Annotated in this window: 26 protein-coding genes; 15 read left to right on the top strand and 11 right to left on the bottom strand. The window is 71.2% G+C overall.

All coding sequences use genetic code 11. The features are described from left to right. Position 1: 1 nt before the first annotated feature. On the bottom strand, positions 2-877 hold the full coding sequence (locus HNO83_RS10880) for an alpha/beta fold hydrolase (protein WP_175337550.1): 876 nt from the start codon (positions 875-877) through the stop codon (positions 2-4). Positions 878-950: 73 nt separating this feature from the next. Here HNO83_RS10880 and HNO83_RS10875 point away from each other — a divergent pair, with 73 nt between their 5' ends. From HNO83_RS10875 to HNO83_RS10850, 6 genes are all read left to right on the top strand, one after another. Further along, a complete protein-coding gene (locus tag HNO83_RS10875; protein ID WP_175337549.1) occupies positions 951-1382 on the top strand; it encodes a MarR family winged helix-turn-helix transcriptional regulator in 432 nt (143 codons plus the stop codon). Positions 1383-1387: 5 nt separating this feature from the next. Then, the gene (locus HNO83_RS10870) at positions 1388-2686 is read left to right on the top strand and encodes an MFS transporter (RefSeq protein ID WP_175337670.1); all 1299 of its coding nucleotides are present in this window, start codon (positions 1388-1390) and stop codon (positions 2684-2686) included. An 85-nt stretch (positions 2687-2771) separates the two neighbouring features. Next, positions 2772-4196, top strand: coding sequence for an amino acid permease (locus HNO83_RS10865; protein WP_175337548.1), 1425 nt, complete (start codon positions 2772-2774; stop codon positions 4194-4196). Positions 4197-4266: 70 nt separating this feature from the next. After that, complete coding sequence (pip, locus tag HNO83_RS10860; RefSeq protein ID WP_217498935.1) at positions 4267-5229, top strand: prolyl aminopeptidase; 963 nt, start codon at positions 4267-4269, stop codon at positions 5227-5229. Further along, positions 5217-5891 carry a nucleoside/nucleotide kinase family protein gene (locus tag HNO83_RS10855; protein ID WP_175337546.1) on the top strand — a complete coding sequence of 225 codons (675 nt, stop codon included), beginning with the start codon at positions 5217-5219 and terminating at the stop codon, positions 5889-5891. Before pip ends, HNO83_RS10855 begins: the two co-directional genes overlap by 13 nt. A gap of 9 nt (positions 5892-5900) precedes the next feature. After that, on the top strand, positions 5901-6158 hold the full coding sequence (locus HNO83_RS10850; RefSeq protein WP_175337545.1) for a glutaredoxin family protein: 258 nt from the start codon (positions 5901-5903) through the stop codon (positions 6156-6158). A gap of 3 nt (positions 6159-6161) precedes the next feature. Here HNO83_RS10850 and HNO83_RS10845 read toward each other — a convergent pair whose 3' ends face one another. Next, the gene (locus HNO83_RS10845) at positions 6162-6788 is read right to left on the bottom strand and encodes an MBL fold metallo-hydrolase (protein WP_175337544.1); all 627 of its coding nucleotides are present in this window, start codon (positions 6786-6788) and stop codon (positions 6162-6164) included. 121 nt (positions 6789-6909) lie between these two features. Here HNO83_RS10845 and HNO83_RS10840 point away from each other — a divergent pair, with 121 nt between their 5' ends. Together HNO83_RS10840 and HNO83_RS10835 are read left to right on the top strand one after the other, a co-directional pair. Continuing rightward, the gene (locus tag HNO83_RS10840) at positions 6910-7881 is read left to right on the top strand and encodes an aldo/keto reductase (protein ID WP_175337543.1); all 972 of its coding nucleotides are present in this window, start codon (positions 6910-6912) and stop codon (positions 7879-7881) included. Positions 7882-7912: 31 nt separating this feature from the next. Then, on the top strand, positions 7913-8773 hold the full coding sequence (locus HNO83_RS10835; RefSeq protein ID WP_175337542.1) for an aldo/keto reductase: 861 nt from the start codon (positions 7913-7915) through the stop codon (positions 8771-8773). A 72-nt stretch (positions 8774-8845) separates the two neighbouring features. On the opposite strand, the gene HNO83_RS10830 is transcribed toward HNO83_RS10835, so the two are convergent. Genes HNO83_RS10830 through HNO83_RS10810 form a run of 5 tightly spaced genes read right to left on the bottom strand, consistent with a single transcriptional unit; the run spans position 8846 to position 13153 of the window. After that, positions 8846-9724 (bottom strand): LysR family transcriptional regulator, encoded by an 879-nt coding sequence (locus HNO83_RS10830; protein WP_175337541.1) that lies wholly within the window; start codon positions 9722-9724, stop codon positions 8846-8848. 47 nt (positions 9725-9771) lie between these two features. Beyond that, positions 9772-10482: a winged helix-turn-helix transcriptional regulator gene (locus HNO83_RS10825; protein ID WP_175337540.1), complete on the bottom strand. Its 711-nt coding sequence runs from the start codon at positions 10480-10482 to the stop codon at positions 9772-9774. A 4-nt stretch (positions 10483-10486) separates the two neighbouring features. Further along, complete coding sequence (locus tag HNO83_RS10820; protein WP_175337539.1) at positions 10487-10942, bottom strand: VOC family protein; 456 nt, start codon at positions 10940-10942, stop codon at positions 10487-10489. 54 nt (positions 10943-10996) lie between these two features. After that, on the bottom strand, positions 10997-11656 hold the full coding sequence (locus HNO83_RS10815; RefSeq protein WP_175337538.1) for an MOSC domain-containing protein: 660 nt from the start codon (positions 11654-11656) through the stop codon (positions 10997-10999). A gap of 12 nt (positions 11657-11668) precedes the next feature. Then, on the bottom strand, positions 11669-13153 hold the full coding sequence (locus HNO83_RS10810) for a peptide MFS transporter (RefSeq protein WP_175337537.1): 1485 nt from the start codon (positions 13151-13153) through the stop codon (positions 11669-11671). Between the two features lie 140 nt (positions 13154-13293). Here HNO83_RS10810 and HNO83_RS10805 point away from each other — a divergent pair, with 140 nt between their 5' ends. From HNO83_RS10805 to HNO83_RS10790, 4 genes are all read left to right on the top strand, one after another. Then, positions 13294-13728 (top strand): Lrp/AsnC family transcriptional regulator, encoded by a 435-nt coding sequence (locus HNO83_RS10805; protein WP_115695636.1) that lies wholly within the window; start codon positions 13294-13296, stop codon positions 13726-13728. 51 nt (positions 13729-13779) lie between these two features. Further along, the gene (locus HNO83_RS10800) at positions 13780-14205 is read left to right on the top strand and encodes an SRPBCC family protein (RefSeq protein ID WP_175337536.1); all 426 of its coding nucleotides are present in this window, start codon (positions 13780-13782) and stop codon (positions 14203-14205) included. An 88-nt stretch (positions 14206-14293) separates the two neighbouring features. Further along, positions 14294-15040 carry a response regulator transcription factor gene (locus tag HNO83_RS10795; protein ID WP_249776664.1) on the top strand — a complete coding sequence of 249 codons (747 nt, stop codon included), beginning with the start codon at positions 14294-14296 and terminating at the stop codon, positions 15038-15040. Next, positions 15037-16476 carry a sensor histidine kinase gene (locus HNO83_RS10790; protein ID WP_175337535.1) on the top strand — a complete coding sequence of 480 codons (1440 nt, stop codon included), beginning with the start codon at positions 15037-15039 and terminating at the stop codon, positions 16474-16476. Before HNO83_RS10795 ends, HNO83_RS10790 begins: the two co-directional genes overlap by 4 nt. Positions 16477-16491: 15 nt before the next feature. Here the strand turns inward: HNO83_RS10790 and HNO83_RS10785 are convergent, their stop codons facing one another. Together HNO83_RS10785 and HNO83_RS10780 are read right to left on the bottom strand one after the other, a co-directional pair. After that, positions 16492-17325 carry an aldo/keto reductase gene (locus HNO83_RS10785; RefSeq protein ID WP_175337534.1) on the bottom strand — a complete coding sequence of 278 codons (834 nt, stop codon included), beginning with the start codon at positions 17323-17325 and terminating at the stop codon, positions 16492-16494. A gap of 49 nt (positions 17326-17374) precedes the next feature. Then, positions 17375-21043, bottom strand: a complete 3669-nt coding sequence (locus HNO83_RS10780; protein WP_175337533.1) for a proline dehydrogenase family protein — start codon at positions 21041-21043, stop codon at positions 17375-17377. Between the two features lie 81 nt (positions 21044-21124). Between HNO83_RS10780 and HNO83_RS10775 the strand changes: the two genes are divergently transcribed. Beyond that, a complete protein-coding gene (locus HNO83_RS10775; protein WP_175337532.1) occupies positions 21125-22714 on the top strand; it encodes a phytoene desaturase family protein in 1590 nt (529 codons plus the stop codon). Between the two features lie 84 nt (positions 22715-22798). Next, the gene (locus tag HNO83_RS10770) at positions 22799-23353 is read left to right on the top strand and encodes an SRPBCC domain-containing protein (protein ID WP_175337531.1); all 555 of its coding nucleotides are present in this window, start codon (positions 22799-22801) and stop codon (positions 23351-23353) included. A gap of 7 nt (positions 23354-23360) precedes the next feature. Here HNO83_RS10770 and HNO83_RS10765 read toward each other — a convergent pair whose 3' ends face one another. Beyond that, positions 23361-23873 carry a hypothetical protein gene (locus HNO83_RS10765; RefSeq protein WP_175337530.1) on the bottom strand — a complete coding sequence of 171 codons (513 nt, stop codon included), beginning with the start codon at positions 23871-23873 and terminating at the stop codon, positions 23361-23363. A gap of 125 nt (positions 23874-23998) precedes the next feature. Further along, on the bottom strand, positions 23999-24970 hold the full coding sequence (locus HNO83_RS10760) for a DNA-3-methyladenine glycosylase family protein (protein ID WP_175337529.1): 972 nt from the start codon (positions 24968-24970) through the stop codon (positions 23999-24001). 80 nt (positions 24971-25050) lie between these two features. Between HNO83_RS10760 and HNO83_RS10755 the strand changes: the two genes are divergently transcribed. Then, positions 25051-26421 (top strand): FAD-binding oxidoreductase, encoded by a 1371-nt coding sequence (locus HNO83_RS10755; RefSeq protein ID WP_175337528.1) that lies wholly within the window; start codon positions 25051-25053, stop codon positions 26419-26421. Positions 26422-26424: the final 3 nt, after the last annotated feature.

Here is a 26424-nt window from a genome sequence, read left to right as displayed (position 1 = left end):
GTCAGTCGCGGGCGGGGAACCGCTCCGCGAGCCACGCCGTCAGGTCGGCGAAGACCTCCTCGCGGTTGGTCTCGTTGAAGATCTCGTGGCGCGCTCCGTCGTAGACGATCGTCGTCACGTCGCTGAGCTTCGACCGCGTCCGGTACGAGTTCTCCAGCTTGCGGGCGCTGGCGGGTCCGCCGAGCGGGTCCTCCGAGCCGACCTGGATGAGCAGCGGGAGGTCGTTCGGGAGGGCGCGGGCCGGCCGGCCGAGCAGCCGGGCGGCGTCCGCCATCCCGAACAGCTTCTGCAGCGGCGTGAGCGTGGTCAGCGGGTCGTCGATGAAGGCCTGCGCGACCGCGGGGTCGCGGCTGAGCCACTCGGCGCCGGTCGTGCCGAGGTGGGCGTGCCGCTTGTTGAGGTCGCCGCCGTTCATGGACCCGAGCACGCGGTACGCCGTGCCGGAGAGCACCGCGGCGTCGTAGTCCTCGCTGTGGTGGTTGAGCAGCATCTGACCGATCAGGGACCCCCAGCTGTGCCCGACGTAGACGAGGGGGAGGTCCGGGTTCTCCTCGCGGACCAGCCGGGTGAAGGCGTGGACGTCGCGGACGGCGGCGCGCAGCCCTCCCGGCCCGAGCCTCCCGAGCTTCGTCGCGTCGCCGTTCCACTGCTCGAGCCCGGTGCGGCCGTGCCCGAGGTGGTCGTCCGCATAGACGGCGTAACCGTTCGCGGCGAGGTGCTCGGCGAGCGGCCGGTACCGTCCCGCGTGCTCCCCCACACCGTGGGCAAGCTGCACGACGGCGGCCGGCCTCGTGCCTTCCGGGGTGGGCGCGTACACATCGAAGTGGATGCGGGTGCCGTTCTCGTCGTCGAACGTCCGGCCCTGCTGAGTCTGCACGGGCTCATTCTGGCGTACGCCGTGGGCGAAGGGGGGTTTGGTTAGCGAGGCTAATTTGTTAGGCTAACTATGTATGACCGGACGACTGTCGACCCATGACCTGAGCAGCGCACTGCGCATCGCGGTGGCGCGCCTCTCCCGGCGCCTGCGCGCCGAGAAGGAGGACCACGAGCTCAGCGACGCGCAGACGGCGATCCTGGCCTTCCTCGCCCGGGAGGGATCCGCCACGATCGGCGGCCTCAGCGAGTTCGAGCGGGTCAAGCCGCCGTCGATGAACCGCACGGTCAACCGGCTGGAGGAGGCCGGGTACGTCGCACGGACGGCCGACGACACCGACGGCCGCAAGGTGGTCGTCGTGCCCACCGACCGCGGGCTGGCGCTGGTCGCAGAGACCCGCAGACGCCGGGACGCCTGGCTGCACCAGCGCCTGCGCACGCTCACCGCCGAGGATCGCGCCACCCTCGCCGAGGCCGCACGGATCATGCGGGAGCTCGCCGACTCGTGAGTTCCATGTTCCGCTCCCTCGCCGGCGTCAACTACCGCATCTGGGCCGCAGGCGCGATCGTCTCCAACGTCGGCACGTGGATGCAGCGCACCGCCCAGGACTGGATCGTCCTGACCCAGCTGACCCACAACAACGCGTCCGCGGTCGGCCTGGTCATGGCGCTGCAGTTCGCTCCGCAGCTGATCCTGCTCCCGGTCACAGGATGGGCCGCCGACCACCTCGACCGCCGCAAGCTCCTGATGGCCACGCAGGGTGCGATGGGCGCCCTCGGTCTCGGACTCGGCATCCTGACGGTCACGGGCACCGTGCAGCTGTGGCACGTCTATCTGTTCGCGCTGCTGCTCGGCGTGGTGGCCGCCTTCGACGCGCCCGCCCGGCAGACCTTCGTGTCGGAGCTCGTCGCCGGCCCCAACCTGTCGAACGCCGTCGCCCTCAACTCCGCCTCGTTCAACGCGGCCCGCCTGATCGGGCCGGCCGTTGCCGGCCTGCTCACCGCGGCGGTCGGTGCCGGCTGGGTGTTCCTCATCAACGCGGCGACCTTCGGCGCCGTGCTGATCTCCCTCGCGCTGCTGCGGCGCGAGAAGCTGTACCGCACCGAGCGGGCGAAGCGCTCCCGCGGCAGCCTGGTGGACGGCTTCCGCTACGTGCGGCGGCGGCCCGACATCCTCGTCATCCTCGTCATGGTCTTCCTGATCGGGACGTTCGGCCTCAACTTCCCGATCTTCATCTCGACCATGTCGGTGAGCGTGTTCCACCAGGGCGCGGGCGAGTACGGCATCCTGTCCTCGATCATGGCCATCGGCTCGGTCGTCGGCGCACTGCTCTCCGCCCGCCGCGACCGGCCGCGCATCTCGCTGCTGTTCGCGGGAGCCGCGTTCTTCGGCTTCGGCTGCGCCCTGGCGGCCGTGATGCCGACGTACTGGCTGTTCGCCGTCGCGCTGATCGTGATCGGCGTCTCGTCGCAGACCCTGATGACCACGGCGAACGGGACCGTGCAGATGACGACCGACCCGGTGCTCCGCGGACGCGTGATGGCCATCTACATGGCGATCTTCATGGGCGGCACCCCGATCGGCGCACCGATCGTCGGCTGGGTGGCCGACACCTTCGGCCCCCGCTGGGCGCTCGGCGTCGGTGCGGCGAGCGGATTCGCCGCGGCCCTCGTCGGCGTCTTCTACCTGGTGAAGTACCGCGGGATGCGCCTCCGCTTCGCCGGCCTGCGGCCGCGGGTCACCCTCGCCCCGCGCGAGACCGTGCGCGAAGAGCTGGAGGAGACCGAGGTGACGGCGACCCGCACCTCCTGAGCCTCCGTGCGCCGCACCGCGACACGATCCGCCACCCCGCCTCGTCTATCCGGGTGACAGCACTCTCACGCACCTGGATGTGACCATGACGCCACCCGCGAGCTCCGGCCTGCAGAGCAACCTCAAACGACGCCACCTCGCCATGATCGCGATCGCGGGCGTCATCGGCGCCGGCCTGTTCGTCGGGTCCGGCGCCGTCATCCGGCAGGCCGGCCCCGCCGCCATCCTGTCGTACGCGTGCGCCGGCGCCATCGTCGTCCTCGTGATGCGGATGCTGGGCGAGATGGCGGCGGCCAATCCCGACAACGGCTCGTTCTCGACCTACGCCGACCGTGCCATCGGGCGATGGGCCGGGTTCTCCATCGGATGGCTGTACGCGTGGTTCTGGATCATCGTGCTCGGCATCGAAGCGACGGCCGGCGCTGTGATCCTGAACCGCTGGGTGCCGGAGGTTCCGCAGTGGACGTGGGCGCTCGGGCTGATGATCGTGCTGACGCTGACGAACGCCGTCTCGGTACGGTTCTTCGGCGAGTTCGAGTTCTGGTTCGCCGGGATCAAGGTCGTCGCCATCGTCGCGTTCATCGTCGTCGGCGTCCTCGCCATCGCCGGACTGCTGCCGGGTGTCGCCTCGCCGGGGATCGGCAACCTCGTCGGACACGGCGGCTTCTTCCCGAACGGACCGGCCGCCATGTCCACGGCCATCCTCGTCGTGGTCTTCTCCGTCGTCGGAGCGGAGATCGCCACCATCGCCGCCGCGGAGTCCCGCGACCCGGCGACCGCCGTGCGTGGAGCCGTCCGCTCGGTCACGTGGCGCATCCTGGTGTTCTACATCGGGACGATCACGGTCGTCGTGACCCTTCTCCCCTGGAACGACGCCTCCGTCGCACAGAGCCCGTTCGTCGCCGTCATGGAAACCCTGCACCTTCCTGCGGCGGCCGTCGTCATGGACATCGTCGTCCTCACCTCCGTGCTGTCCTGCCTCAACTCGGGCATGTACACCGCGAGCCGCATGCTGTACTCGCTCTCGTCCCGCCGCGACGCCCCCGCGGGCCTGTCGCGCACCACCCCGTCCGGAACGCCGCGCACCGCCGTCATCGCCGCGTCCCTCGTCGGATTCCTCACCGTCGGGCTGAACGCCCTGTGGCCGGACACCGTGTTCCTCTTCCTCGTGAACTCGTCGGGGGCGATCGCCCTGTTCGTCTGGCTGGTGATCGCGATCTCGCAGCTGCGCATGCGGCGTGCTCTGGAAGGCTCCGGAGCGCCGCTCCCGGTGCGCATGTGGTGCTTTCCCGTGCTCACCTGGCTGACCATCGCCATCATCGTGGCGCTGTTGATCGGCATGGCCCTCCTCGACGACACACGGAGCCAGCTGATGCTGTCCGGCGCACTCGCTCTGGTCTGCGTCGCCATCGGAGTGTGCCGGTATCGGGGGGCGCGTGCGCCCCTGCCGATGGCCGACAGAAGCCCCGACGGGGATGCGCTCGTCCCGGACGCGGCGGAGGGGTCGTGAGGCCGTCGACCGCCGCCCGACGCTGAGCGGTGCCGCCTCGCGGCCGGCAGCGGTGCGATACGGTGCGGGGATGTTCCCCGTGACCCCGCCCCACGCGCACGGCTTCGTGCGGAACCCCGACGGCGACAGCGTCTACTGGGAGACCAGCGGCGACCCGCAGGGCCTGCCCGCGCTGTGGCTGCACGGCGGCCCCGGCTCCGGCCTCGGAACCGGCAACTACCGCAAGCGCTACGACCCCGAGGTGTTCCGCATCGTCGGCATCGATCAGCGCGGCTGCGGCCGCAGCACCCCGCTCGTCGTGGACGCACTGGACCGGCTGCCCGCGAACACCACCGAGGGCCTGATCGCCGACATCGAGCTCGTGCGGGAGGAGCTGGGCATCGACCGCTGGCTGGTCACCGGCGGCTCGTGGGGCTCGACCCTCGCACTGGCGTACGCGCTGGAGCATCCCGACCGCGTGGCCGGCATCGTGCTCGGCGCGGTCACGACCACCGGCCGCGACGAGGTGGACTGGATCACCGAGACGATGGGCCGCGTCTTCCCGGAGGCGTGGGAGGCGCTGGAGCGCGCGTCCCACCGCCGGCCCGGCGAGCGGGTGGTCGAGGCGTACGCCCGGGTGCTCGCCACCGGCACACCCGAGGAGCGCACGCGCGCCGCCGAGGCGTGGGAGGCCTGGGAGACGACCCACGTCTCCCTCGACCCCAACTTTGTGCCCGGCCCGATGTTCGACGACCCGGTGCAGCGCGAGGTCTTCGCCACCCTCGTCACGCACTACTGGGCGAACCTCGCCTTCCTCCCCGGCGAGCGCGCCATCCTGAACCGGGTGGACGAGCTGGCGCACATCCCGGCCGTGCTGATCCACGGCCGCCACGACGTCAGCGGGCCGGTGATCACCCCGTGGATGCTGCATCGGCGCTGGCCGGCCAGCCGGCTCATCGTCGTCGAGGGCGAGGGCCACGGCGGCCCGGAGTCGATGCGGATCATGGCGGAGGCGATCAGCGGGTTCGCGCGGCAGGGACAATGGGAGGCGTGACCTCCTCCCCCGGCCTCGCCCCGCTCGCCGACCGCGCCCTCGCGCTCCTCCGGGAGGGCGGCCGCGCGATCGTCGGCGTCGCCGGGAGCCCGGGCTCGGGCAAGACGACCCTGGCGCGGTCGGTGGCGCACCGGGTGAACGAGCTCGCGGGCGCCGGGACCGCCGTGCACCTCCCGATGGACGGCTTCCACCTCGCCAACGCGACCCTGGACGCGCTCGGGCGCCACGACCGCAAGGGCTCGATCGACACGTTCGACGGCTGGGGCTTCGCCGCCCTGCTGCAGCGGGTGCTCACCGAGACCGGGAACCCGGTGTACGCGCCCGCGTTCGAGCGCACGGTCGACGAGCCGGTCGCCGGGTCCGTCGCCGTCGAACCGGGGACGCGCCTGGTCGTCGTGGAGGGCAACTACCTGCTGGTCGACGCCGACCCGTGGAGGCGCATCCCGCCGCTCCTCGCCGAGTCCTGGTTCGTGGCGACGCCGCAGGAGGAGCGGATGCGCCGCCTCGTCGACCGGCACACGCGCCACGGCCGCACGCCGGAGGCCGCCGCCGCCTGGGCGCGGGACGTCGACGGCGCGAACGCGGTGCTGATCGAGCCGTCGCGTTCCCGAGCCGACCTGATCGTCGACGGCACCACCGGACTCCCAGCCGGCGACGCCTAGCCTGGAGCGATGACCTCCCCGACCCCTTCGTTCGACCGCGTGACCGTCTTCGGCGCCGACTGGTGCCGCGACTGCATCCGCTCCAAGTCCCTCCTCGACCGCCTCGGCGCCGACTACGAGTACGTCGACCTGGTGGCCCGCCCCGAGGAGGCCGACCGAGCACGCGAGATCAGCGGCCGCACCAACATCCCGGTGATCGTCTTCCCCGACGGCCGCCACCTGGTCGAGCCGACCGATCCGGAGCTGGAGGCCGCGCTCCGCGGCTGAGAGTCAGCCGAGTCGCCCCGGCGCCCCGTGACCGGGCAGGACCAGACGTGGACGCGATGCCGCGATCGCGGTCAGCGTCGCGTCGGCCTGCGCGCGATCGGAGATGAGGAAGCCCGGGAAGTGCACGAGGCGTCCGTGCGAGAGCCGGGCGGCGTCGCCGATGAACGCGACCCCGCGCCAGCGCACGAGGTGGTGGCCGGGCGTGTGACCCGGCGCCGGAACCGCGACCGCACCGGGGACCACCTCGGCCTCGGCGTCGTCCGGAAGCTCGGTCAGCCGCGGCAGGTCGGTGCGTCCCAGCCAGCCGACCCGCATCATGGCGCGACGCGTCCGCGTCGGTGGGGGCACCTCGCCGCGCAGGATCCGCGCGTCAGCCGCGCCGAGCCACACCGTCGCGCCGGTCGCGCGCTGCACGGCGGCCGCCGCGCCCACGTGGTCGGGGTCGTAGTGCGTGAGCACCACGTCGGTCAGCCGCGGGATGCGCGCCCCCGACAGCTCTGCGACGACCTTCGCAGCGCCGGAGGCCAACCCGCTGTCGACGAGCACCGACCGGTCGCCGTCCTCGAACAGATATGCGTTGCCGGCCCGCGCCGCCTCGACCCGGTACAGCCCCTCGATGACCTCGCGCATGGTGGGATGCTAGCCCCGCGGCCGCTCCAGGCGAAGCCCGACGGATTCATCGTCGCCGCCGCGCAATCCCATCCACATCCCCTGTTGGACATCCCTCTGGTCGCGGCGGAGAGTGGCGAGCATGGAGTACACACACCTGGGCCGGTCCGGCCTGAAAGTCTCGCGCATCGTGCTCGGCACCATGAACTTCGGGCCGCAGACGAGCGAAGACGATTCCCACCGGATCATGGATGCGGCGCATGAGGCCGGCGTCAACTACTTCGACACGGCGAACGTCTACGGGCAGCACCGCGGCCGCGGGGCGACCGAGACGATCGTCGGCAATTGGTTCGCGAAGGGCGACGGGCGCCGTGAGCGCACCGTGCTCGCGACCAAGCTGTACGGCGACATGGGCGACTGGCCGAACGAGGGCAAGCTCTCGGCGCTCAACATCCGGCGCGCGCTCGACGCGAGCCTGAAGCGGCTGCAGACCGACTACATCGACGTCTACCAGTTCCACCACATCGACCGAGACACCCCCTGGGACGAGATCTGGCAGGGCATCGAGACCGCGATCGCGCAGGGCAAGATCCTCTACGCCGGCTCCAGCAACTTCGCCGGCTGGCACATCGCCACCGCGCAGGCGGAGGCTCGCAGGCGCAACCTCCTCGGGCTGGTCAGCGAGCAGTCCATCTACAACCTGCTCACCCGTCAGGTCGAGCTGGAGGTGCTGCCCGCGGCCCAGGCGAACGGCGTCGGCGTGATCGCCTGGTCGCCGCTGCACGGCGGCCTGCTCGGCGGCGTCATCCGGAAGCAGAACGAGGGCAAGCGCCGCCTGGAGGGCCGCGCTGCCGAGACCCTGGAGAAGCACCGCGACGCGATCGAGGCGTACGAGGCGTTCGCCGACGAGCTCGGCCACGAGCCGGGCGACCTCGCGCTCGCCTGGCTGCTGACCCGGCCGGGCGTGACCGGACCGATCATCGGCCCGCGCACGCACGAGCAGCTGGAAGGTGGCCTGCGCGCGCTCGACATCCACCTCGACGAGTCGGCGCTCGCCCGGCTCGACGAGATCTTCCCGGGCCACAAGCCGGCCCCCGAGGACTACGCCTGGTGACCCCGGGCACACGCAACGCGAAAGGACAAGCATGAGGACACGCACCATCGGCGACGTCGAGGTCTCGGCGATCGGACTCGGCGGGATGCCGATGTCGATCGAGGGACGCCCCGACCGGGAGCGCTCGATCAAGACCATCCACGCCGCCCTGGACGAGGGCGTCACCTTCATCGACACGGCGGACGCGTACCACCTGCACGCCGACGAGGTCGGCCACAACGAGGAGCTCATCGCGGAGGCGCTGCGCACCTGGGACGGCGACGCGGCGGCGGTGCTCGTGGCGACGAAGGGCGGCCACCTGCGGCCCGGCGACGGCTCGTGGACCGTGAACGGCCGTCCCGAGTACCTGAAGGAGGCCGCGAAGGCGTCCCTGCGACGCCTCGGCGGCGACGCGATCGGGCTCTACCAGTTCCACCGGCCCGACCCGGAGGTTCCCTACGCGGAGTCGGTCGGCGCGATCCGCGATCTGCTCGACGAGGGCGTCATCCGGATGGCCGGGATCTCCAACGCGAACCCGGACCAGATCCGGGAGGCGAACGATGTGCTCGGCGGCCGCCTGGTGTCGGTGCAGAACCAGTTCTCGCCGGCGTTTCGATCGAGCGAGCCGGAGCTGCGCCTCGCCGACGAGCTCGGCATCGCTTTCCTGCCGTGGAGCCCGCTCGGCGGGATCACCTCGGCGGGCGAGCTCGGCAGCCGGTTCGAGCCGTTCAAGGACGTCGCCGATGCCCGCGGGATCAGCCCGCAGGTGGTGGCGCTCGCCTGGCACCTCGCGCAGAGCCCGCACGTCATCCCGATCCCCGGCTCGTCGCGTCCGGAGACGATCCGCGACTCGGTGACCGCCGTCGAGGTCGAGCTCACGCCAGAGGAGCTCGCCGCCCTCAACGCCGCGTAGCCCGCACGCCCGCGCCCCCAGCCATCAGCTCCTGAGTTCTTCGACCGATCCGCGGCGATTCGGTCGAAGAACTCAGGAGCTCTTGGCCTGGGGGCGCAGCTGCGCGAGGAAGGCGGAGGCGGCCGGACTGGGCTGGTCGGAGACCGCCACGGCGACGGTCCAGTCCGGAGCGCCCTGCAGCGGGACGGCACGGAGAGCATCCGGCCGTTTGCGTGCGAAGCTCGTCGGGACCACCGCGACACCGAGGTTGTAGCCGACCAGATCCAGCAGAGGATGGACGTCGTTGACCTCCATCGCCGCCCGGTAGTCGAACCCGGCGGCCGCGAACGCCCGCCGCGCCAGCGCCTGCGCGCCCCAGCCCTCCTGGAAGCCGACGAGCGGCTCGCCGCGGAGGCTCTCCAGCGGGATGCTCTCCTTGCTCGCGAAGCGGTGCTGGGGATGGCAGAGCACCAGCATCTCCTGCGTGCTCAGCCGGCGCAGCCGCACGCCGGGGGGAGTGTACCCGGTGTCGACAACCAGGGCGACGTCGATGCGCCCTCCCGCCACGTCGTCCACCAGCTCCTCGGAGCCGGAGTAGCGCAGCCGCACCTCCACGCCGGGATTCGCGGTGCGGAACGACGCCAGTTCGGCCGGAAGATCGACCGAGCCGAGGCACGGCTCCGCGCCGATCGTCAGGCGCCCCCGCAGCAGGCCGCGCACGGCGGCGACGGCGTCGCGGGCGGCCGCCGCGCTCGCGAGCGTGCGCACCGAATCGGCGAGCAGGGCCTGGCCCGCGGCGGTCAGCTCGACACGCCGGGTGCTGCGGACGAACAGGGAGGTGCCCAGTTCCTGCTCGAGCGAGCGGATGGATGCGGACAGCCCGGACTGGGAGATGCGCAGCAGCTCTGCTGCGCGGGTGAAGTGGCGCTCCTCGGCGACAGCCACGAAGTGCTGCAGTTGACGCAGTTCCATTGAGTGATCGTACTGCTCAATGGCCGCTCGACGATAAGCGGGACCTCTCAGGCCGCGTGAGCGGCCGGCGACGACTCCGCCCCGGGCAGCGGCTCGATGTGGAACGTGCGACGGAACCGGTCGACGAGCTCGCGTCGTCCGGCCAGCACGACCACCGCCGGCTCCCCCGCGCCGAGCAGGTCGGCGAGACCTTCGAGCGGGATGTGGAACTCGACGACATCCTCCGGCGCGCCGATGTCGAGGCGGCGCTGCGGCTGGGGAAGGGCGTCCGGCCCGATGTCCATCACATCCAGCACCCGGCCGACGACCAGCGCGCTGACGGAGGCGTCGCCGGCGTGGACGACGTACTCGGTGGGCGGCAGCCGCTCGGCCTCCCGGCCTCGGAACGCCGCACGCAGCGTCACCCCCAGGGCGTCGGCCGTGAGCACCTCGCCCTCGGCGGGCTCGGCCGAGGCCGCCCAGCCCCAGCGCTCCAGTTCCAGCACGACGGGCTCGAGAGCGCGCCCGAGCGGGGTGAGATCGTATCCTCCGCGCACGGCGGGGACGCGGCGGATGACACCCGCCGCCTGCAGCTCTTTCAGCCGGTCGCTGAGGATGTTGGTCGGGATGCGTGGCAGCCCCGCCTTGAGGTCGCTGTACCGGCGCGCACCGCCGAGAAGGTCGCGGACGATGAGCAGGGCCCACCGCTCCCCGACCTTCTCGACGGCGCGGGCCAGTCCGCCGTACTGACCGAAGCCGCGGGGTGTGCGCGTCGCCATCGGGTCAGGCCGTCGCCTGAGCGCCGGCCCCCTGCTCGGTCATGAAGGCCTCCGGGCCCTTCTCAACGGCGGCGGGCTCCATGAAGAGGAAGGACAGGTTGTTGCCGTCCGGGTCCTCCAGGTCGCGCGAGTACATGAAGCCGTAGTCCTGCGCCGGCCGCGGCTCCGTGCCGCCGGCCTCCAGCCCGCGGCCCACGATGGCGTCGACCGCCTCCCGCGAGTCCTGGCTCAGCGCGACGGACGCGCCTGCCTGGGTGTGGGGGTCGATGATCTGCTTGTCGGTGAAGGTCGCGTAGAACTCGCGCGTCTGCACCATGAAGTAGACGGTGTCGCTGAGGACGACGCAGGCCGCGTTGTCATCGGTGAACATCGGGTTGATGCTGTAGCCGAGGGCCTCGTAGAAGGCCTTCGAGCGGTCCAGATCGTCGGTCGTGAAGTTGACGAAGATGTTGAGTGCCATGGTGTGCTCCCCTGGTCGTCCGGTTGGAATACGCCTAGCTTGCTCTTTGCAAGTTCACTTGTCAAGAACAAGTAAACGGCGTTTGCGGATCTTGGCGATGACCTCGTGGATCTCCGGCGCGAGGGTGAGCGCCCCCGCCCGCTCCGCCGCTTCGAGAGCGTCGGCCTGGGCCGCATCGGCCCCGGCGAAGAAGGACGCGACCGTGACGCCGTGCCCCGGACGCGACACGACGCGGACCTCGTCCCCGGCCCCCACGCCGCCGGACTTCACGACCGAGAGGTATGCGCCGGTGCGACCCTCTGCGGCGAAGCGCTTCACCCACTGCGGCTCGCGCATCCTCCGCTGGAAGGTCGCGCACGGTGTCCGAGGGCAGGTGACCTCGACCACGAGCTCGTCGCCGATGGCCCACCGCTCCCCGATCTCCGCGCCGTTCACATCGAGCCCTGAGGTGCGCAGATTCTCGCCGAACAGGCCAGGCGGGATGTCGCGTCCCAGCTCCGTCGCCCAGAACACGGCGTCTTCCTCCGCGTACGCGTAGAGCGCCTTCGTGGCTCCGCCGTGGTGCTTGCGGTCGGCCTGGACATCCCCGTAGAGCCCGAGCGGGCGTACGTGGAGCCGCCGCTCGACCGGACGCTTGTCGATCGCCGTCACGCCGATGCCGCCCGCGTCCTTCAGCAACTGCTCGACCCGGCACACCGCGAGAATCTCTGCCATCGACCCAGTATCTCAGCGCACGCCGCGCATCATCCTCAGCACCCAGGGGCTGACCAGCGCGAGCAGCAGCCCGATCACGACCGCGACCCCGCCGATGATGCTGAAGTACACCGCCTCGGTCTCGGGCGTGTACAGCTTGGCCAGCTGCCCGGCCATCGCGGTGCCGAGCGCGACCGAGAGGAAGTAGAGCGCCACCATCTGCGCCTGGAACGGACCCGGCGCGAGCTTCGTCGCCGCCGAGAGACCGGGCGGGGAGATCAGGAGTTCGGCGACGGTGAAGACGAACAGGATGCCGACGATCGCGAGCAGCGGCGTGCTGTTTCGGCCGCCACCGGCCCAGATCAGGAACAGGAAGAACGCCAGCCCCATCAGCACCGTGCCTGCCGCGAACTTGATCGGCGTCGACGGCTGCTTCTCACCCCACTTCGTCCAGATCGCCGCGAAGACACCCGACAGCACGATGATGAAGATCGGGTTGATCGACTGCACCCACGAGACCGGGAACTCCCAGCCGAACAGATCGCGGTTCAGCCGCTCGTCGGAGTAGATCGTCACCACCGTGAACTGCTGCTGGTACAGCGACCAGAACGCCGCATTGGTGATGAACAGCGGGATGAATGCCACCAGCCGGCTCCGCTCCACCCCGCTGACCAGCCTCGATGAGAACATCACGACGAAGTACACGATGGCGGCGACGATGGTGACCCCGATCACCCACAGCGCGAGATTGAACGCGTTGATGACGTTCGTCAGCACCAGCACGACGATCACCACGAGTCCGGCGACCCCGATGCCGATCACCAGTGGAAACCGCGAGCGCTCCAGCGGGTGTGGAACGTGCCGCGCCTCGTCCGGCAGCCGCTTGCGCCCGAGCGAGTACTGGATGAGGCCGATCGCCATGCCGACGGCGGCCAGCCCGAACCCCCAATGGAACCCGAGGGTCGACTGGAGCAGACCGGTCAGCAGCGGCCCGAACAGCCCGCCCAGGTTGATGCCCAGGTAGAAGAGGGAGAAGCCGGCGTCGCGACGCGGGTCCTTCTCCGAGTAGAGCGTTCCGACGATGCGGGTCGCGTTCGCCTTCAACCCGCCGCTGCCGAGCGCGACCAGCAGCAGACCGACGAGCACCCCGCCGACGCCCGGGATGAGCGCCAGCGAGATGTGGCCGGCCATGATGACCACCGCACTCCAGAACAGCACCCTCTCAGAGCCGAACAGCCGGTCGGCCAGCCATGCTCCGAGGATCGTCGACAGGTACACCGCCCCGCCGTACGCCCCCACGATGCCGGCGGCGGTCGGCTGATCGATGCCCAGGCCGCCCCGCTCCACCGAGTAGTAGAGGTAGATGAGCAGGATGCCCTGCATGCCGTAGAACGAGAACCGCTCCCACATCTCGACACCGAAGATGTTGGCGAGCGCCCGCGGCTGGCCGAAGAAGCCGCGGCTGCCCTCATCGTCGCGTCTGGCGCGCTCCGTGTCGGTTTGACTCATGCCGACCATGCTCCCACCGGGCTCGAGCAAGGTGAACGACGACGGGGGAATCTGTGGACAACGTCCCCTGACGCCAAGTTTGTGCAAAACGGCGCACGATACGCCCGCTTCTCTCGCTTCGGCGCAACGATCCACCGTAAGCTCGCAGCGTGGACAACCTCGATCGCAGCATCCTCGACCTGCTCCGCCAGAACGCGCGCGCGGGCTACGGAGACATCGGCTCGGTGGTCGGCCTCTCCGCCTCCGCGGTGAAGCGCCGCGTGGACCGGCTGGTGGCCGACGGCGTGATCCGCGGGTTCACCATCCAGGTCGACCCGGCGATCGACGGGATGAGCACCGAGGCGTACGTGGAGCTGTTCTGCCGCGGCACCGTCTCGCCGGAGGAGCTGCTGCGCATCCTGTCCGCGGTGCCCGAGGTCGTCGACGCCGGGACCGTCACCGGCAGCGCCGACGCGATCGTCCACATCCGCTCGCGCGACATCCCGAGCCTGGAGGCTGCGCTCGAGAAGGTGCGCCTTGCGCCGAACGTCGACCACACGCGCAGCGCGATCGTGCTCTCGCGCCTCATCACCCGCGGCAGCTGAGCGTCGCGAATCTTCAAGACCGCACCGGCAGGCACCGGCGAGACTGGCCGCATGACCACGACAGCACGAGCCGAACGGCACGTCGATGCCCCCCGTGACCGCCTCTGGCACGCCCTGACCGATCCGGACACGATCAGCCGCTACCTCTTCGGCAGCCGCGTCGAGACGGACTGGCGCGTGGGAAGCCCGATCCTCTACCGCGGCGAATGGGACGGCCGGCCGTACGAGGACAAGGGCACCATCCTCGAGATCGCACCGGGCGACCGTCTGGTGACCAGCTACTACAGCCCGCTCAGCGGCAAGCCGGACGAACCGGCCAGCTACCAGACGGTGTCGTACCTGCTCGCGGACGACGGTGCCGGAACGCTCGTGACGATCACCCAGGACGGCTGTGCCGACGAGGCGGAGGCGCAGCGGATGGGCGCCAACTGGGCCGCTGTGCTCGAATCGCTGAAGAGCGTCGTCGAAGAAGCCTGACCCTCTCCTGCGAGAACGTTCAGCGATCGCTGGGCGCGCAGGGGCGGCATCCGAGCGCCGACACGGCCAGAAGTGGCACGATGGGCGCATGAAGCTGCTGGTTGTCGAAGACGATCCGGATATGGGGGGCCTCGTCCAGCGGGGGCTCGCAGCCGAAGGGTACGACGTGACGTTGGTCACGAACGGTGTGGATGCGCTCATCGCGCTCCGCAGCGATGCCTTCTCGGCCGCGGCGATCGACGTGATGCTGCCCGGGATGAGCGGCTTCGAGCTGTGCCGCCACATCCGCGAGGCCGCGAACCCGATGCCGATCCTCCTGCTCACCGCACGCGACGCGATCGAGGACCGCGTGCACGGGCTGGACTCCGGCGCCGACGACTACCTGACGAAGCCGTTCGCGTTCGCCGAGCTGGCCGCGCGCGTGCGGGCGCTGCTCCGCCGGGAGCCCACTGGGATGCGCCCCCAGGTGACCGTCGGCCGTCTCACGATCGACTCGCACGAGCACCAGGCGCTCGTCGCCGGGCACGAGATGCCGCTCAGCCGCCGGGAGTTCACCCTGCTGCGGCTCTTCGCGACCAACCCGGACAAGACCCTGTCGCGCTCCGACATCCTCGAGTCGGTCTGGGGCACGACGGAGAACATCGGCACCAACGTCATCGACCAGTACGTCTCCTACCTGCGCAAGAAACTAGACGCCGCCGGCGCCGGCCTGTCGATCGTCACCGAGCGCGGGCGCGGCTACCGGCTGGATGCCCGCAACGCGGCCGATGCGAAGCGGCCGACCGCGCCCGACGACACGGCGCACAGCACTCCCGACACCGCAGCCACCCCGTGAACTCCCTGCGGCGTCTGTCGATCACGGCGCGCATCACGATCGGCAGCCTGATCGTCGCCGCGCTGTTCGCTCTCGTCGCGGTCGTCATCATCCGCATCGGCGTTTCGTCGATCCTGCACAACGCCACCCTGACCCTGCTCAGCAACGACGTCGCGGCTCCGGCCCAGTCCCTGGCGAGCAAACCGACAGGACCGTTCGACCTTCCCGGCGGCGGACAGGAGCTGGCCATCGTCGCCGACGACGGCGCCATCCTCGCCTCGACCATGCCGGAGGGACTGGAGGACCGGATGCGGTCGCTCATCGCTCGCGGGCCCGGCGTGCGCGACGTCCAGGTCGGCGACGAGCACTACGTCGTGCTGATCCGCGACGTCGAGACGTCGAACGGGACCATGTACGTCGTCGCGGCGCGCAACGAGGAGACGACCGCCCTGCTCCTCGACCGGCTGACCGCGGCCCTGCTCGCGGGCGCCGGCGTGCTGATCTTCGCGTTCGGCGGCGCGTCCTGGCTGCTGACCCGCACGGCGCTCCGGCCGGTGAGCCGGATGCGCGAGCAGGCGGACCGCATCGCGGCGTCGACACCGGACGAGGCGGGCCTGCTCCCGGTGGGCCCCGCCCAGGACGAGCTCTCCGAGCTCGCGACGACCCTCAACGACCTCATCCTGCGCCTCCGCGCGTCGGCGGACCGTGAGCGGCAGATGGTCTCGGATGCCAGCCACGAACTGCGGACACCGCTGGCGGTGCTTCGGGGGCAGCTCGAGCTCGCCGAACTGGACGCGGGTGACGCGGATGCGCTGCTGCACGACATCCGCTCCTCGCACTCGACCGCGATCCGGCTCGGTCAGCTCGCCAACAATCTCCTGGAGCTCTCCCGCATCGAGGCGGGCCCGTCGAGCGGCCGCATCGACTGGCGCACGCTCGTGGACGAGCTCACCGACGCCATCGACCGCGCCCGCCTGCTGGTGAGCAGCGACGACGAGGCGACCGGCATCTCGGTGGACTTCGACTACGACCCGCGCCGACGCCCCGACGCGGGTTCGCGCGTCGCGCTGTCGCCGACCGACTTCGGCCGCATCCTGGACAACCTCCTCGGCAACGCGATCACGGCGATCCGGACGTCGCCCGAGAGCCATCCTGAGGACACGGTGACGGCCACCCTCGCGCTGGCCGATCGTCAAGGCGACGGCGGCGAGGGCGGTCAGGAGATCGTGCTCACCGTGCGCGACACCGGTCCGGGCATGCCGGAGGAGTTCATCCCGGTCGCACTCGACCGCTTCACGCGGGCGGACGGCGCACGCACCACCGGGCGGTCCGGCGGTGGGCTGGGGCTCGCGATCGTGGGCGCTTTGGCCGGCGCGGCGGGTGGCCGCGTGATCCTCGCGAACGCAGAGCCGTCAGGTCTCACGGTCACGGTGCGGTTGCCGCTGCGGCGTGACTGACCCGATCGCGGCGGGTCAGTGCCCGCTGCGGTCGGAGTCGACGCCCGCGTCGGGTCCTTCGTCGAGGGAGTCGAACGCCGCGAGGTCGTCGGCGTCGAGCTCGAAGTCGAACACGGCGAGGTTCTGCGCCATCCGCTCGGGGTCGCGCGACTTCGGGATGGCGACCAGGCCGTTCTGCACGTGCCAGCGCAGCACGACCTGCGCGGGCGTGCGGCCGTGCTTGTCGGCGACCCGGACGATCGCCGGCTGGGCCAGCAGCTCGCCGCCGGCGCCGATCGGGCTCCACGACTCGGTGACGATGCCGTGCTCGGCGTCGTACTGGCGCTGAGCGCGTCGCGGGATGGCCGGGGTCAGCTGGATCTGGTTGACCGCAGGCACGACCCCGGTCTCGGCGATCAGCCGGTCGATGTGGGCCGGCTTGAAGTTCGAGACGCCGATCGCGCGCGCCTTGCCCGCGTCGCGGAGGCGGATGAACGTCTCCCACGTGGACACGTATTGGTCGCGCTGCGGGAGCGGCCAGTGGATGAGCAGCAGGTCGACGTAGTCGAGCCCCAGTCGCGCCAGACTGTCGTCGAGGCCATCGACGGCCCTGTCGTCGCCCTGGTAGGTGCCGTCCAGCTTCGTGGTGACGAACCACTCCTCCCGCGGTACCCCGCTCGCGGCGAGGCCGCGACCGACGCCGGTCTCGTTGCCGTACTTCACCGCGGTGTCGACGTGCCGGTATCCGAGCTCCGCGGCCGTCACGACCGCCCGCTGCACCTCGGCGTCATCGAGGGGCCAGGTGCCGAGGCCGAGCTGCGGGATGCTGCCTCCGCCGGTCAGGGGGAGGGCAGGGATCGAGGTCGTCATGTGTCCCACAGTACGCGTGCGGGGTTCGGCGCCGGGCGGCCCTGCGGCGTCAGATGACCCCGTCGGAGAGCTTCGTCGGGTTGCCGAACCGGTGGTTGGTGATGGAGATGGCCTGCTCGTGCACGAAGGTCAGGACCTCGATCCGGCCGGACGGCGTGACCGGCCCGTCGTAGATCGCCACGTCGGGGCTGCCACCGAGCGCGGCCGCGAGCGCGGTCCGGTCGCCGCCGATGAGGCGGATGCGGGGAGCCGCGACCCTCCTGCCGCGCACGCGCGAGAACCAGTGCGCGTCGGACTCGACCGTCACCTCGACCTCCCGCTCGCGGAGCAGCGCCTGCATGGCGCGCGGCAGCTTCACCGGGGTGCTCACCGTGAACGGCGAGCGCGCGACGGTGCCCGCGGCCATCACCCGGAGCAGCTCGGGCAACGAGCTGCCCTCGGAGAGCCGGATGGCGACCGGGACGGGCCGGTAGCGGAACAGGTTGCGCTCGACACCCAGCCCCGAGACGTCGGTCACGCGATGGTACTCGGTGGCGACCGCGATCGCATCGCTCAGCGCCGACCGGCGGACGAGGTCGAAGGATGTGTAGTCCATCGAGGACTGGCCGCACTCGATCAGGTCGGACACGCGTGGTTCGAGCCCGCGCAGGTGGAGGCTGGAGCTGGAGTGGCCGGCCTCCGGCACCCACGAGCCGAGCCCGAGCAGATAGTTGGGCCCGCCCGCCTTGGTGCCGGCCCCGACCGAGGAGCGCTTCCAGCCGCCGAACGGCTGACGCCGGACGATCGCCCCGGTGATCCCCCGGTTGACGTAGAGGTTGCCCGCCTCGACGGTGTCGAGCCACAGCGCGAGCTCCTCCGAGTCGAGCGAATGCAGGCCCGCGGTGAGGCCGTACTCGACGGCGTTCTGGAAGCGGATGGCCTCCTCCAGGTCGCGCGCCGCCATGATGCCGAGCACCGGCCCGAAGAACTCGGTGAGGTGGAAGTAGGAGCCGGGCTGGACACCCGTGCGCACCCCGGGGGACCACAGCCTCCCCGAGTCGTCGAGCGGCTTCGGCTGCACGAGCCAGTCCTCGCCGGCGCCGAGGGTCGTCAGAGCATGCAGCAGCTTGCCGGAGGCCGGCTCGACCAGCGGACCCATCTGGCTGGTGGGATCCCACGGGTAGCCGACCCGCAGACTCGCCACCGCGTCCACGAGCTGGTTGCGGAACCGCTCGGACTTCGCCACCGACCCGACCAGGATGACGAGGCTGGCCGCGGAGCACTTCTGGCCGGCGTGCCCGAACGCGCTCTTCACGATGTCCGAGACGGCCAGGTCGTAGTCGGCACTCGGCGTGACGATGATCGCGTTCTTCCCGCTGGTCTCGGCGAGCAGGGGAAGCTCGGGACGCCAGGAGCGGAACAGCTTCGCCGTCTCGTACGAGCCGGTGAGGATCACCCGGTCGACCCGCGGATCGGAGATCAACTGCTGCCCGAGCTCGTTCTCCGCGACGTCGACGAGCGCGAGCAGGTCGCGCGGGATCCCCGCCTCCCACAGCGCCTCGACCATGACCGCCGCCGACCGTCTCGCCTGCGGCGCCGGTTTGATCACGACGCCGCTTCCCGCGGCGAGCGCCGCCAGCACCGAGCCGGCCGGGATCGCGACCGGGAAGTTCCACGGCGGCGCCACGACCGTGAGGGCGGAGGGCACGAAGCGAGCGCCCTGCACGACGTCGAGCTCGCGCGCACGGGTGGCGTAGTAGTGGGCGAAGTCGACGGCCTCGCTCACCTCGGGGTCGGACTCGGCGATGGTCTTGCCGGTCTCCGCCGCCATCACCTCGATGAGCCGGTCGCGGTTGGCCTCCAGGGCGTGACCGGCCCGGTCGAGGACCGCGGCGCGGTCGTGGCCCGTCCGTCCTCCCCAGACGGCGCCGGCCTGGGCGACGCCGGCCATGATGGCATCGAGCCGCTCGGCATCGGTGACGGCCGCGGCGGCGATGGTCTCCGCGCCGAGGACAGAGCCCTGCGAGCGCGCGAGGATACGCCGGCCCCAGAGCCGGTTCGCCGAACGGGACGGATCGGTGTCGGGCGCGTTGCGGAACCCCTCCCCCTGCGCGGCGACCGTCGGGTCAGCAGGTTCGGCCACCGCCTCCGGCGTCAGCTCGATACCGCCGGACCCCCGGGTCAGCCCGAGAACGACGCTCGTCAGCCCCTGCTCCTCCTCGGCGGACGCCGCGGGCGGGCCGGGCGGACGCGTGAACGAGGGCGCCGACGCCTCCTCCCATTCGCGCGTCCGGTCCTGGCGGCGGTTCGGCAGCGGGGCGGCCCCACGCGGCGCGGACTCGGCCTCGAACTCGGCCACGGACGCGAGGAAGCGCTGCTTCTCGCGCTCGAACAGCTCCGGGTCGCTGTCGAGCTGGAACACCGCCGACATGAAGTTCTCGTGGCTGGCGTTCTCCTCCAGGCGCCGGATGAGGTACGAGATCGCCACGTCGAACTCGCGCGGGTCGACGACCGGCGTGTAGAGGAGCAGCTGCCCCACCGTGCGCTCGACCGCCTCCGCCTGCCGCGTCGCCATGCCGAGGAGCATCTCGAAGTCGATGCGATCGCTGACGCCGCGCCGTGAGGCGAGCAGCCAGGCGAACGCGATGTCGAACAGGTTGTGCCCCGCGACGCCGATCTTGACGGCGTCGGCGTGCTCCGGCGTGAGTGCCCAGTCGAGCACACGCTTGTAGTTGGCGTCGGTCGACTGCTTGCTGCCGTAGGTGGCGAGCGGCCAGTCGTGGATGGTCGCATCGACCCGCTCCATCGCGAGGTTGGCGCCCTTCACCACCCGGATCTTGATCGCCGCACCGCCCTGGATGCGTCGCTGCGTCGCCCATTCGGTGAGCGTCTGCAACGCGCCGAGCGCATCGGGCAGGTACGCCTGCAGGACGATCCCGGCCTCGAGGTTCAGCAGCCGCGGCTTCTCCAGGATCCGCATGAAGACGGCCATCGTCAGGTCGAGATCGCGGTACTCCTCCATGTCGAGGTTGATGAACTTGCGCGTCGGCGACGCGGCCGCCAGCTCGTAGAGGGGCGTCAGCCGCTCGACCACCCGATCGACCGTCTCGTCGAACGCCCACATCGAGAGCTGCGACGCGATCGACGAGACCTTGATCGACACGTAGTCCACGTCGTCCCGCGCCAGCAGCGCACGCGTGCCCTCGAGCCGGCGCAGCGCCTCTTTCTCGCCGAGGACGGCCTCGCCGAGCAGGTTGAGGTTGAGCCGGGCGCCGTGCCCGTCGGGGTCGCCGGACCGGCGCAGGCGCTCGATCGCAGGCCCGAGCTTCTCGGGAGTCGCATCGACGACCAGATGGCCGACCATGCGCCGCAGCACGAGCCGCGCTATCGGGATGACCAGCCACGGCAGCACCGGCCCGAACACACCGCCGAGCCAGACGGCGAAGCGCTGGTACCACGGAAGGAAGCGCGGGATGCGCCGGGAGAGCCGCTGCAGGTTGTACCCGGCGACGAACAGGTCTTGTGGACGGGCGACCCCGTCGACGAAGCCGACCGCGAAGTCGAGGCCGTCGGAGTCGCTGAGCACTCCCGCCAGCCTGCGCGCAGCGGGGTCCTCCTTCGGCGCGCCTCCGTCGTCGTTCTGAGAGCTCTGGGCCAGCCAGCGCTGCACCAGCTCGACCGCCTCGTGAGCGATCTGCGCCGGGCGCACGTCGGCGCCGTCCTTGGTGTTGTCGACCATGGAACGACACTATTACCCGGGGCCGCACGGCCACCGGATCGACCGGGGATTGCGGACAAGTCGCCCGGCTAGAGTCGAGGCATGACCGACCGCCCCGCCTCGCCCTCCGCCGCAACGCACGACGTCGTCATCGTGGGAGGAGGCCACAACGGGCTCACCGCCGCCGCGTACCTGGCGCGCGCAGGGAAATCGGTCATCCTGCTCGAACGGCTCGACGACGTGGGAGGCGCGGCCGTCAGCGCTCAGGCGTTCCCGGGCGTCGAGGCGCGGCTCTCGCGCTACTCCTACCTCGTCAGCCTGCTGCCGCAGCGCATCATCGACGAGCTCGGTCTCGACATCCGGCTCGCGCGCCGCCTCTACTCCTCGTACACGCCCGTCCCGGGGGACCCCGCCGGCGCCGGGCTGCTGGTCGACAACACCGATGCGACGGCGACCGCGGCGTCCTTCGCCCGGATCGGGGCGGCGGCCGACGCCGAAGGGTTCGACTCGGTCTACCGCAGCACCGGCGAGCTCGCCCGTGCGCTCTGGCCGACCGTGACCGAACCGCTCCTCACCCGCTCGGAGGCCAGGGCTCTGGTCGGCGACGACGAGCTGTGGGACGCCATCGTCGAGCGCCCCATCGGCGAGTTCATCGAGTCGCGCGTCGAGAACGACCTCGTCCGCGGCGTGGTCGCGACGGACGCCCTCATCGGCACCTTCGCGAGCGTCTCCGACCCGGGGCTCTCCCAGAACCGCTGCTTCCTCTACCACGTGATCGGCCAGGGCACCGGCGAGTGGGACGTCCCCGTCGGCGGCATGGGCGCGGTCACCGGCGAGCTCGCCCGCGTCGCCCGCGAGGCGGGTGCGCGCATCGTCACGGGCGCCGAGGTGACCCGGATCGACCCCGACGGCACGGTGGAGTACCTCCGCAACGGCCACGAACGACGGGTCGAGGGCGCACACGTCCTCGTCAACGTCGCTCCGGAGGTGCTCGACCGGCTGCTCGGTGAGACACCGGAACCGCCCCGCGAGAAGGCGGAGGGGGCGCAGGTCAAGGTGAACCTGCTCCTGAAGCGTCTTCCCCGCCTGCGCGACGAGAGCATCGACCCGAAGGCGGCGTTCGGCGGCACCTTCCACATCAATGAGACCTACACGCAGCTCGAGGAGGCGTACTCGGGGATGAGCCGCGGCGTCATGCCCGAGCTGCTGCCGTGCGAGATCTACTGCCACACGCTCGCCGACGCGAGCATCCTGGACCCCGAGCTCGCCGCGTCCGGCGCTCAGACCATCACCGTCTTCGGCTTGCACACCCCGGACCGCTGGCTCACGGACGAGAACAACGACGCGACACGTCAGCGCCTCCAGGATGCGGTCCTCGCCTCCCTGAACTCGGTGCTGGCGGAGCCGGTGGAGGACCTGCTCCTGACCGACGGCGACGGCCACCCCTGCATCGAGACGAAGACGACGCGCGATCTGGAGCGGGCGCTCAACATGCCCGGCGGGAACATCTTCCACGGCCCGCTGTCGTGGCCGTTCGCCGAGGACGACGATGCACTCGACACCCCCGCGCAGCGCTGGGGCGTCGCCACCGCGCACCCCCGCATCCTGCTCTGCGGCTCCGGCGCCCGGCGGGGCGGTGCGGTCAGCGGCCTCGGCGGGCACAACGCCGCCATGGCCGTGCTGGAGGGCTGAAAGCACTCGCAGAGGCCTACTGCCGATTTCGGGCACGCATGACTAAGGTGTGGATCACCAGAGGCTGAGCCGACGGAGGTCACCATGATGCCGCAGCCGACAGGAAGACTGGTCCGCAAGGACGACGGGGTCTACCTCGTCCTCGACCGGATGTTCAAGGCGCCCATCGAGGAGGTGTGGACGTACTTCAGCCGTTCGCCGCGACTCAGCGCGTGGCTCGGCGAGTACACCGGGACCGGCTCGACCGGGGCCGTCCGGTTCCGGATGACGGCGGACCGGCCCGACACGGACTGGGAGGACGTCTCGATCCTGGAGTGCTCCCCACCCCACCGGCTGCACGCCGACGTCGGCCCCGCGGGCGGCTCCCACCGGATGTTCGTGCACCTGACCGAGGCGAGCGGCCACACCACCGTGACGGTGGGACGCCGGCTGCGCTCGCTGGTCGAGGAGGCGGACGAGGGACCCCGATGGGACTACTACCTCGACCGGCTGGTCGCGGCCCACGACCACAAGCAGCCTCCCGAGCGGGCCGCGTACGGGCCGTCGATGTCGGAGCACTACCGGATGCTGTGCCGCGAGCTCGACCGCGATCTGCGCTCGGAGGCCGCCGCCGCGCGGACGGCGGCCTCCGAGGGCTGAGACCGGATCAGGCGCGGGGCAGCTTGCGCGCCTTGACCTCGCGGAAGTACTCGTTGGCCGGCTTCAGGAAGATCAGGATCGTGGCGATCACGCCGACGACGAGACGGGCCGCGCCGAGGCCGAAGCCCTCGAGGATGCCGAACAGCGACAGCACGGTCACGACCAGCAGCACGATGCGCGCCCAGTTCGCACCGCGGCGCATGAACACCGCGAAGAGCACGTAGGCGGCGATGTAGAGGATGCCGAAGACGATGGCGATCGTCACGGACACCGTCACCAGGCCGTTAACGGCGGTGTCGGAGACCTGCTGGCCCTGCGCGGCGAGCTGGCGCTGCAGGGTGTCCTTGAGCGAGCCGATGGTGACCAGCGACACGATCAGCGAGATGAGGCTCAGAGCCGCGCCGACGATGTACAGCCAGAAGGCGATGTTCACCTGCTGCGGAGGCGTCACCGGGCCGCTCGCGGCGGGCGCCGGCGACGACGAGGCGGGGTAGCTCGGGGGCAGGTTGGAATCACTCACGACGGGTCTCCTTTTTGACACTGATGGATGCGAACGGCTGCTGGGCCATTGCTCTTTGGGCGCCGCCACGCTATCCCATAACCGCGGTATGGGCAATCACCGACGTCTCAGTGCCCGTCGGCGGCTCAGTGCCAGCGGTGATCCTGCAACGTCACGCGCGGGCCGCGGCGCTGGAACCGGAACCCGCTCGCGAAGATCAGCCGCACGACGCGCTGCCGGTGGCCGGCCCACGGCTCGAGCAGCTCGAGCATCCCGTCGTCGTCCACGCGCCGGCCGGTGAGCGCCTCGCCGACCTGGTGGGCGAGGTGGTAGTCGCCGACGCTCACGAGGTCGGGATGCGCGTGCGAGCGCTGCAGCGTCTCGGCGGCGGTCCACAGACCGACACCGGGGATCGTCTGGAGCGCGGTCTCCGCATCCGCGAGGCTCGCTGAGCGCTCGACGGCCCGCTCGAGCGACGTCGCGACGGCGAGAACGGCCTGAACCGCCCGCGCTCGGCGCGGGTCGACGCCTGCACGGTGCCACTCCCACGACGGGATGCCGCGCCACTGCTCCAGCGTCGGGCTCACGCGCATGCCGTCGGGCGCCGGCCCGGGCGCCGGCTCGCCGTACCAGCGCAGCAGTCGCGCCCAGGACCGGTACGCCTCCAGGCTCGTCACGCGCTGCTCGATGATGGCGGGGAGGAGCGCCTCCAGCATCCGTCCCGTCTTCGCCAGGCGGAGTCCGGGATTGCGGTGCAGGCTGTCGCGCAGCAGTGGATGTCGCCCCGCGTCGAGTCCGGTCCAGTCGTCGCCGCGGCCCAGCAGCGCGGGGAGCTGCTCGATCGCCCAGCCGGCGCCGGGACCCCAGGCCGCCGCTGCGATGCCGCCCTCGGCCGGCGAGCGGCGGATGCGGATCGTCGCAGCGCCCTCCGGCGTGCGCCAGGTGCGCCACAGGCCGCCGGTGTCCCACGCGGTGGTCGGGTCGTACGGGCCCCTGCCGAGGGGAGCGAGCGTCCCGGCGAGGTCGATCGGATCCGCCGGCCGGTAGACGGTCTCCGCGTCGGGCGCGGTGCTCGCCGCTCCGGCGCCGGAGGCACGGGAGGGGAGCACGGCGGTCATGCAGGCATGCTACGTCACGCACCTGACGTTCATGCCCGGGGGGCTACCCGGATGTCGGCGGTCTCCCCTACATTTCCGCCATGGGAATCGAACTCGACACCGAGGCCGTCGCGCGCCTGCGCGACGCCGTCACCGGAACCGTCTACTTCCGCGGCGATGAGGGGCTCGCCGCAGAGGTCGCCTGCTTCAACCCGGCGATCCGCCATGACCCCGACATCGTCGTCGCCGTCGCCTCCGAGAGCGACGTCGCTGCGGCCGTCCGCTTCGCCCGTGAGGCCGGCATCCCCGTGCGGGTGCAGTGCACCGGCCACGGCGCAGAGGCGCCGATCGTCGGCGGCATGATCCTCTCGATGCGGGGCATCGACGGGCTGACCATCGACCCGGACACCCGCCTGGCCCGCATCGGCGCCGGCCTGCGCTGGGCGCCGGTCATCGTGGCCGCGGCCGAGCACGGTCTCGCGCCGATCACCGGCTCGTCGACGAGTGTCGGAGCGGTCGGCTACAGCCTCGGCGGCGGCGTCGGTCCGCTCGCGCGGACGTACGGCTTCACGGCCGACTGGATCCGCGGGTTCCGCGTCGTCACCGCCGGCGGCGACATCGTCACGGCCGACGCCGAGACGAACCCCGACCTCTTCTGGGCGCTCCGCGGAGGCAAGGGCGGCCTCGCGGTCGTCACCGAGATGACGCTGGAGCTCGTTCCCCTGCGCTCCCTGTACGGCGGCAGCGTGTTCTTCGAGGGACCGGCGATCGAGCCCGCGCTGCGGGCGTGGATCGACTGGTCCGCGGAGCTGCCCGATGAGGCGACGACCTCCGTCGTGCTCCTGGCCGTTCCCGACGTCGACGGCCCGCCCCCTCCGCTGCGCGGCCGCACCGTGCTCAGCGTCCGGTTCGCGTATCCCGGCGACGCTTCGGAGGGCGAGCGGCTGTTCGCGCCGATCCGTGCAGCCGCTCCGCTGTACCTGGATTTCGTGGCCGAGATGCCCACGACGGCCGTCGCCAGCATCCACAACGACCCGGAGGAGGGCGGGCCGACCTGGATCCGCGGCTTCATGCTCGACACGTTCGATCAGGACGCGGGCGATGTGATCCTCGAACTCGGCGGTCCCGGCTCCGGCTCGCCGTTCCTGGCGGTGGAGATCCGCCAGCTCGGCGGCGCGACGGCCCGTGACACGGCGGACGGCACGGCGGTCGGCGGACGCGACAGCGGCTACACGCTCAGCGTGCTCGCCGGTGACCCGTCGACGTTCGCCGAGGCCGCTCCCGCGCGGGCGAAGGCCATCGCGGAGGCACTGAGCGACCGGATCTCGGCCGTCACCAACGTGAACTTCGCCGGAGACCTGGCCGATCGCGCCGCCTTCGAGCGGGTCTGGCCGCCGGCCGTCTTCGAGCGCCTCGCGGCCGCCCGCGAGCAGTGGGACCCGGACCGCGTGTTCGCCTTCGGGCCGGCCTGAGCG

Source organism: Leifsonia sp. C5G2, assembly GCF_013359685.1.
Lineage (GTDB): Bacteria > Actinomycetota > Actinomycetes > Actinomycetales > Microbacteriaceae > Leifsonia.
Note: the sequence above shows the minus strand (reverse complement) of the source record. Positions and strands in the feature narration are given on the sequence as shown.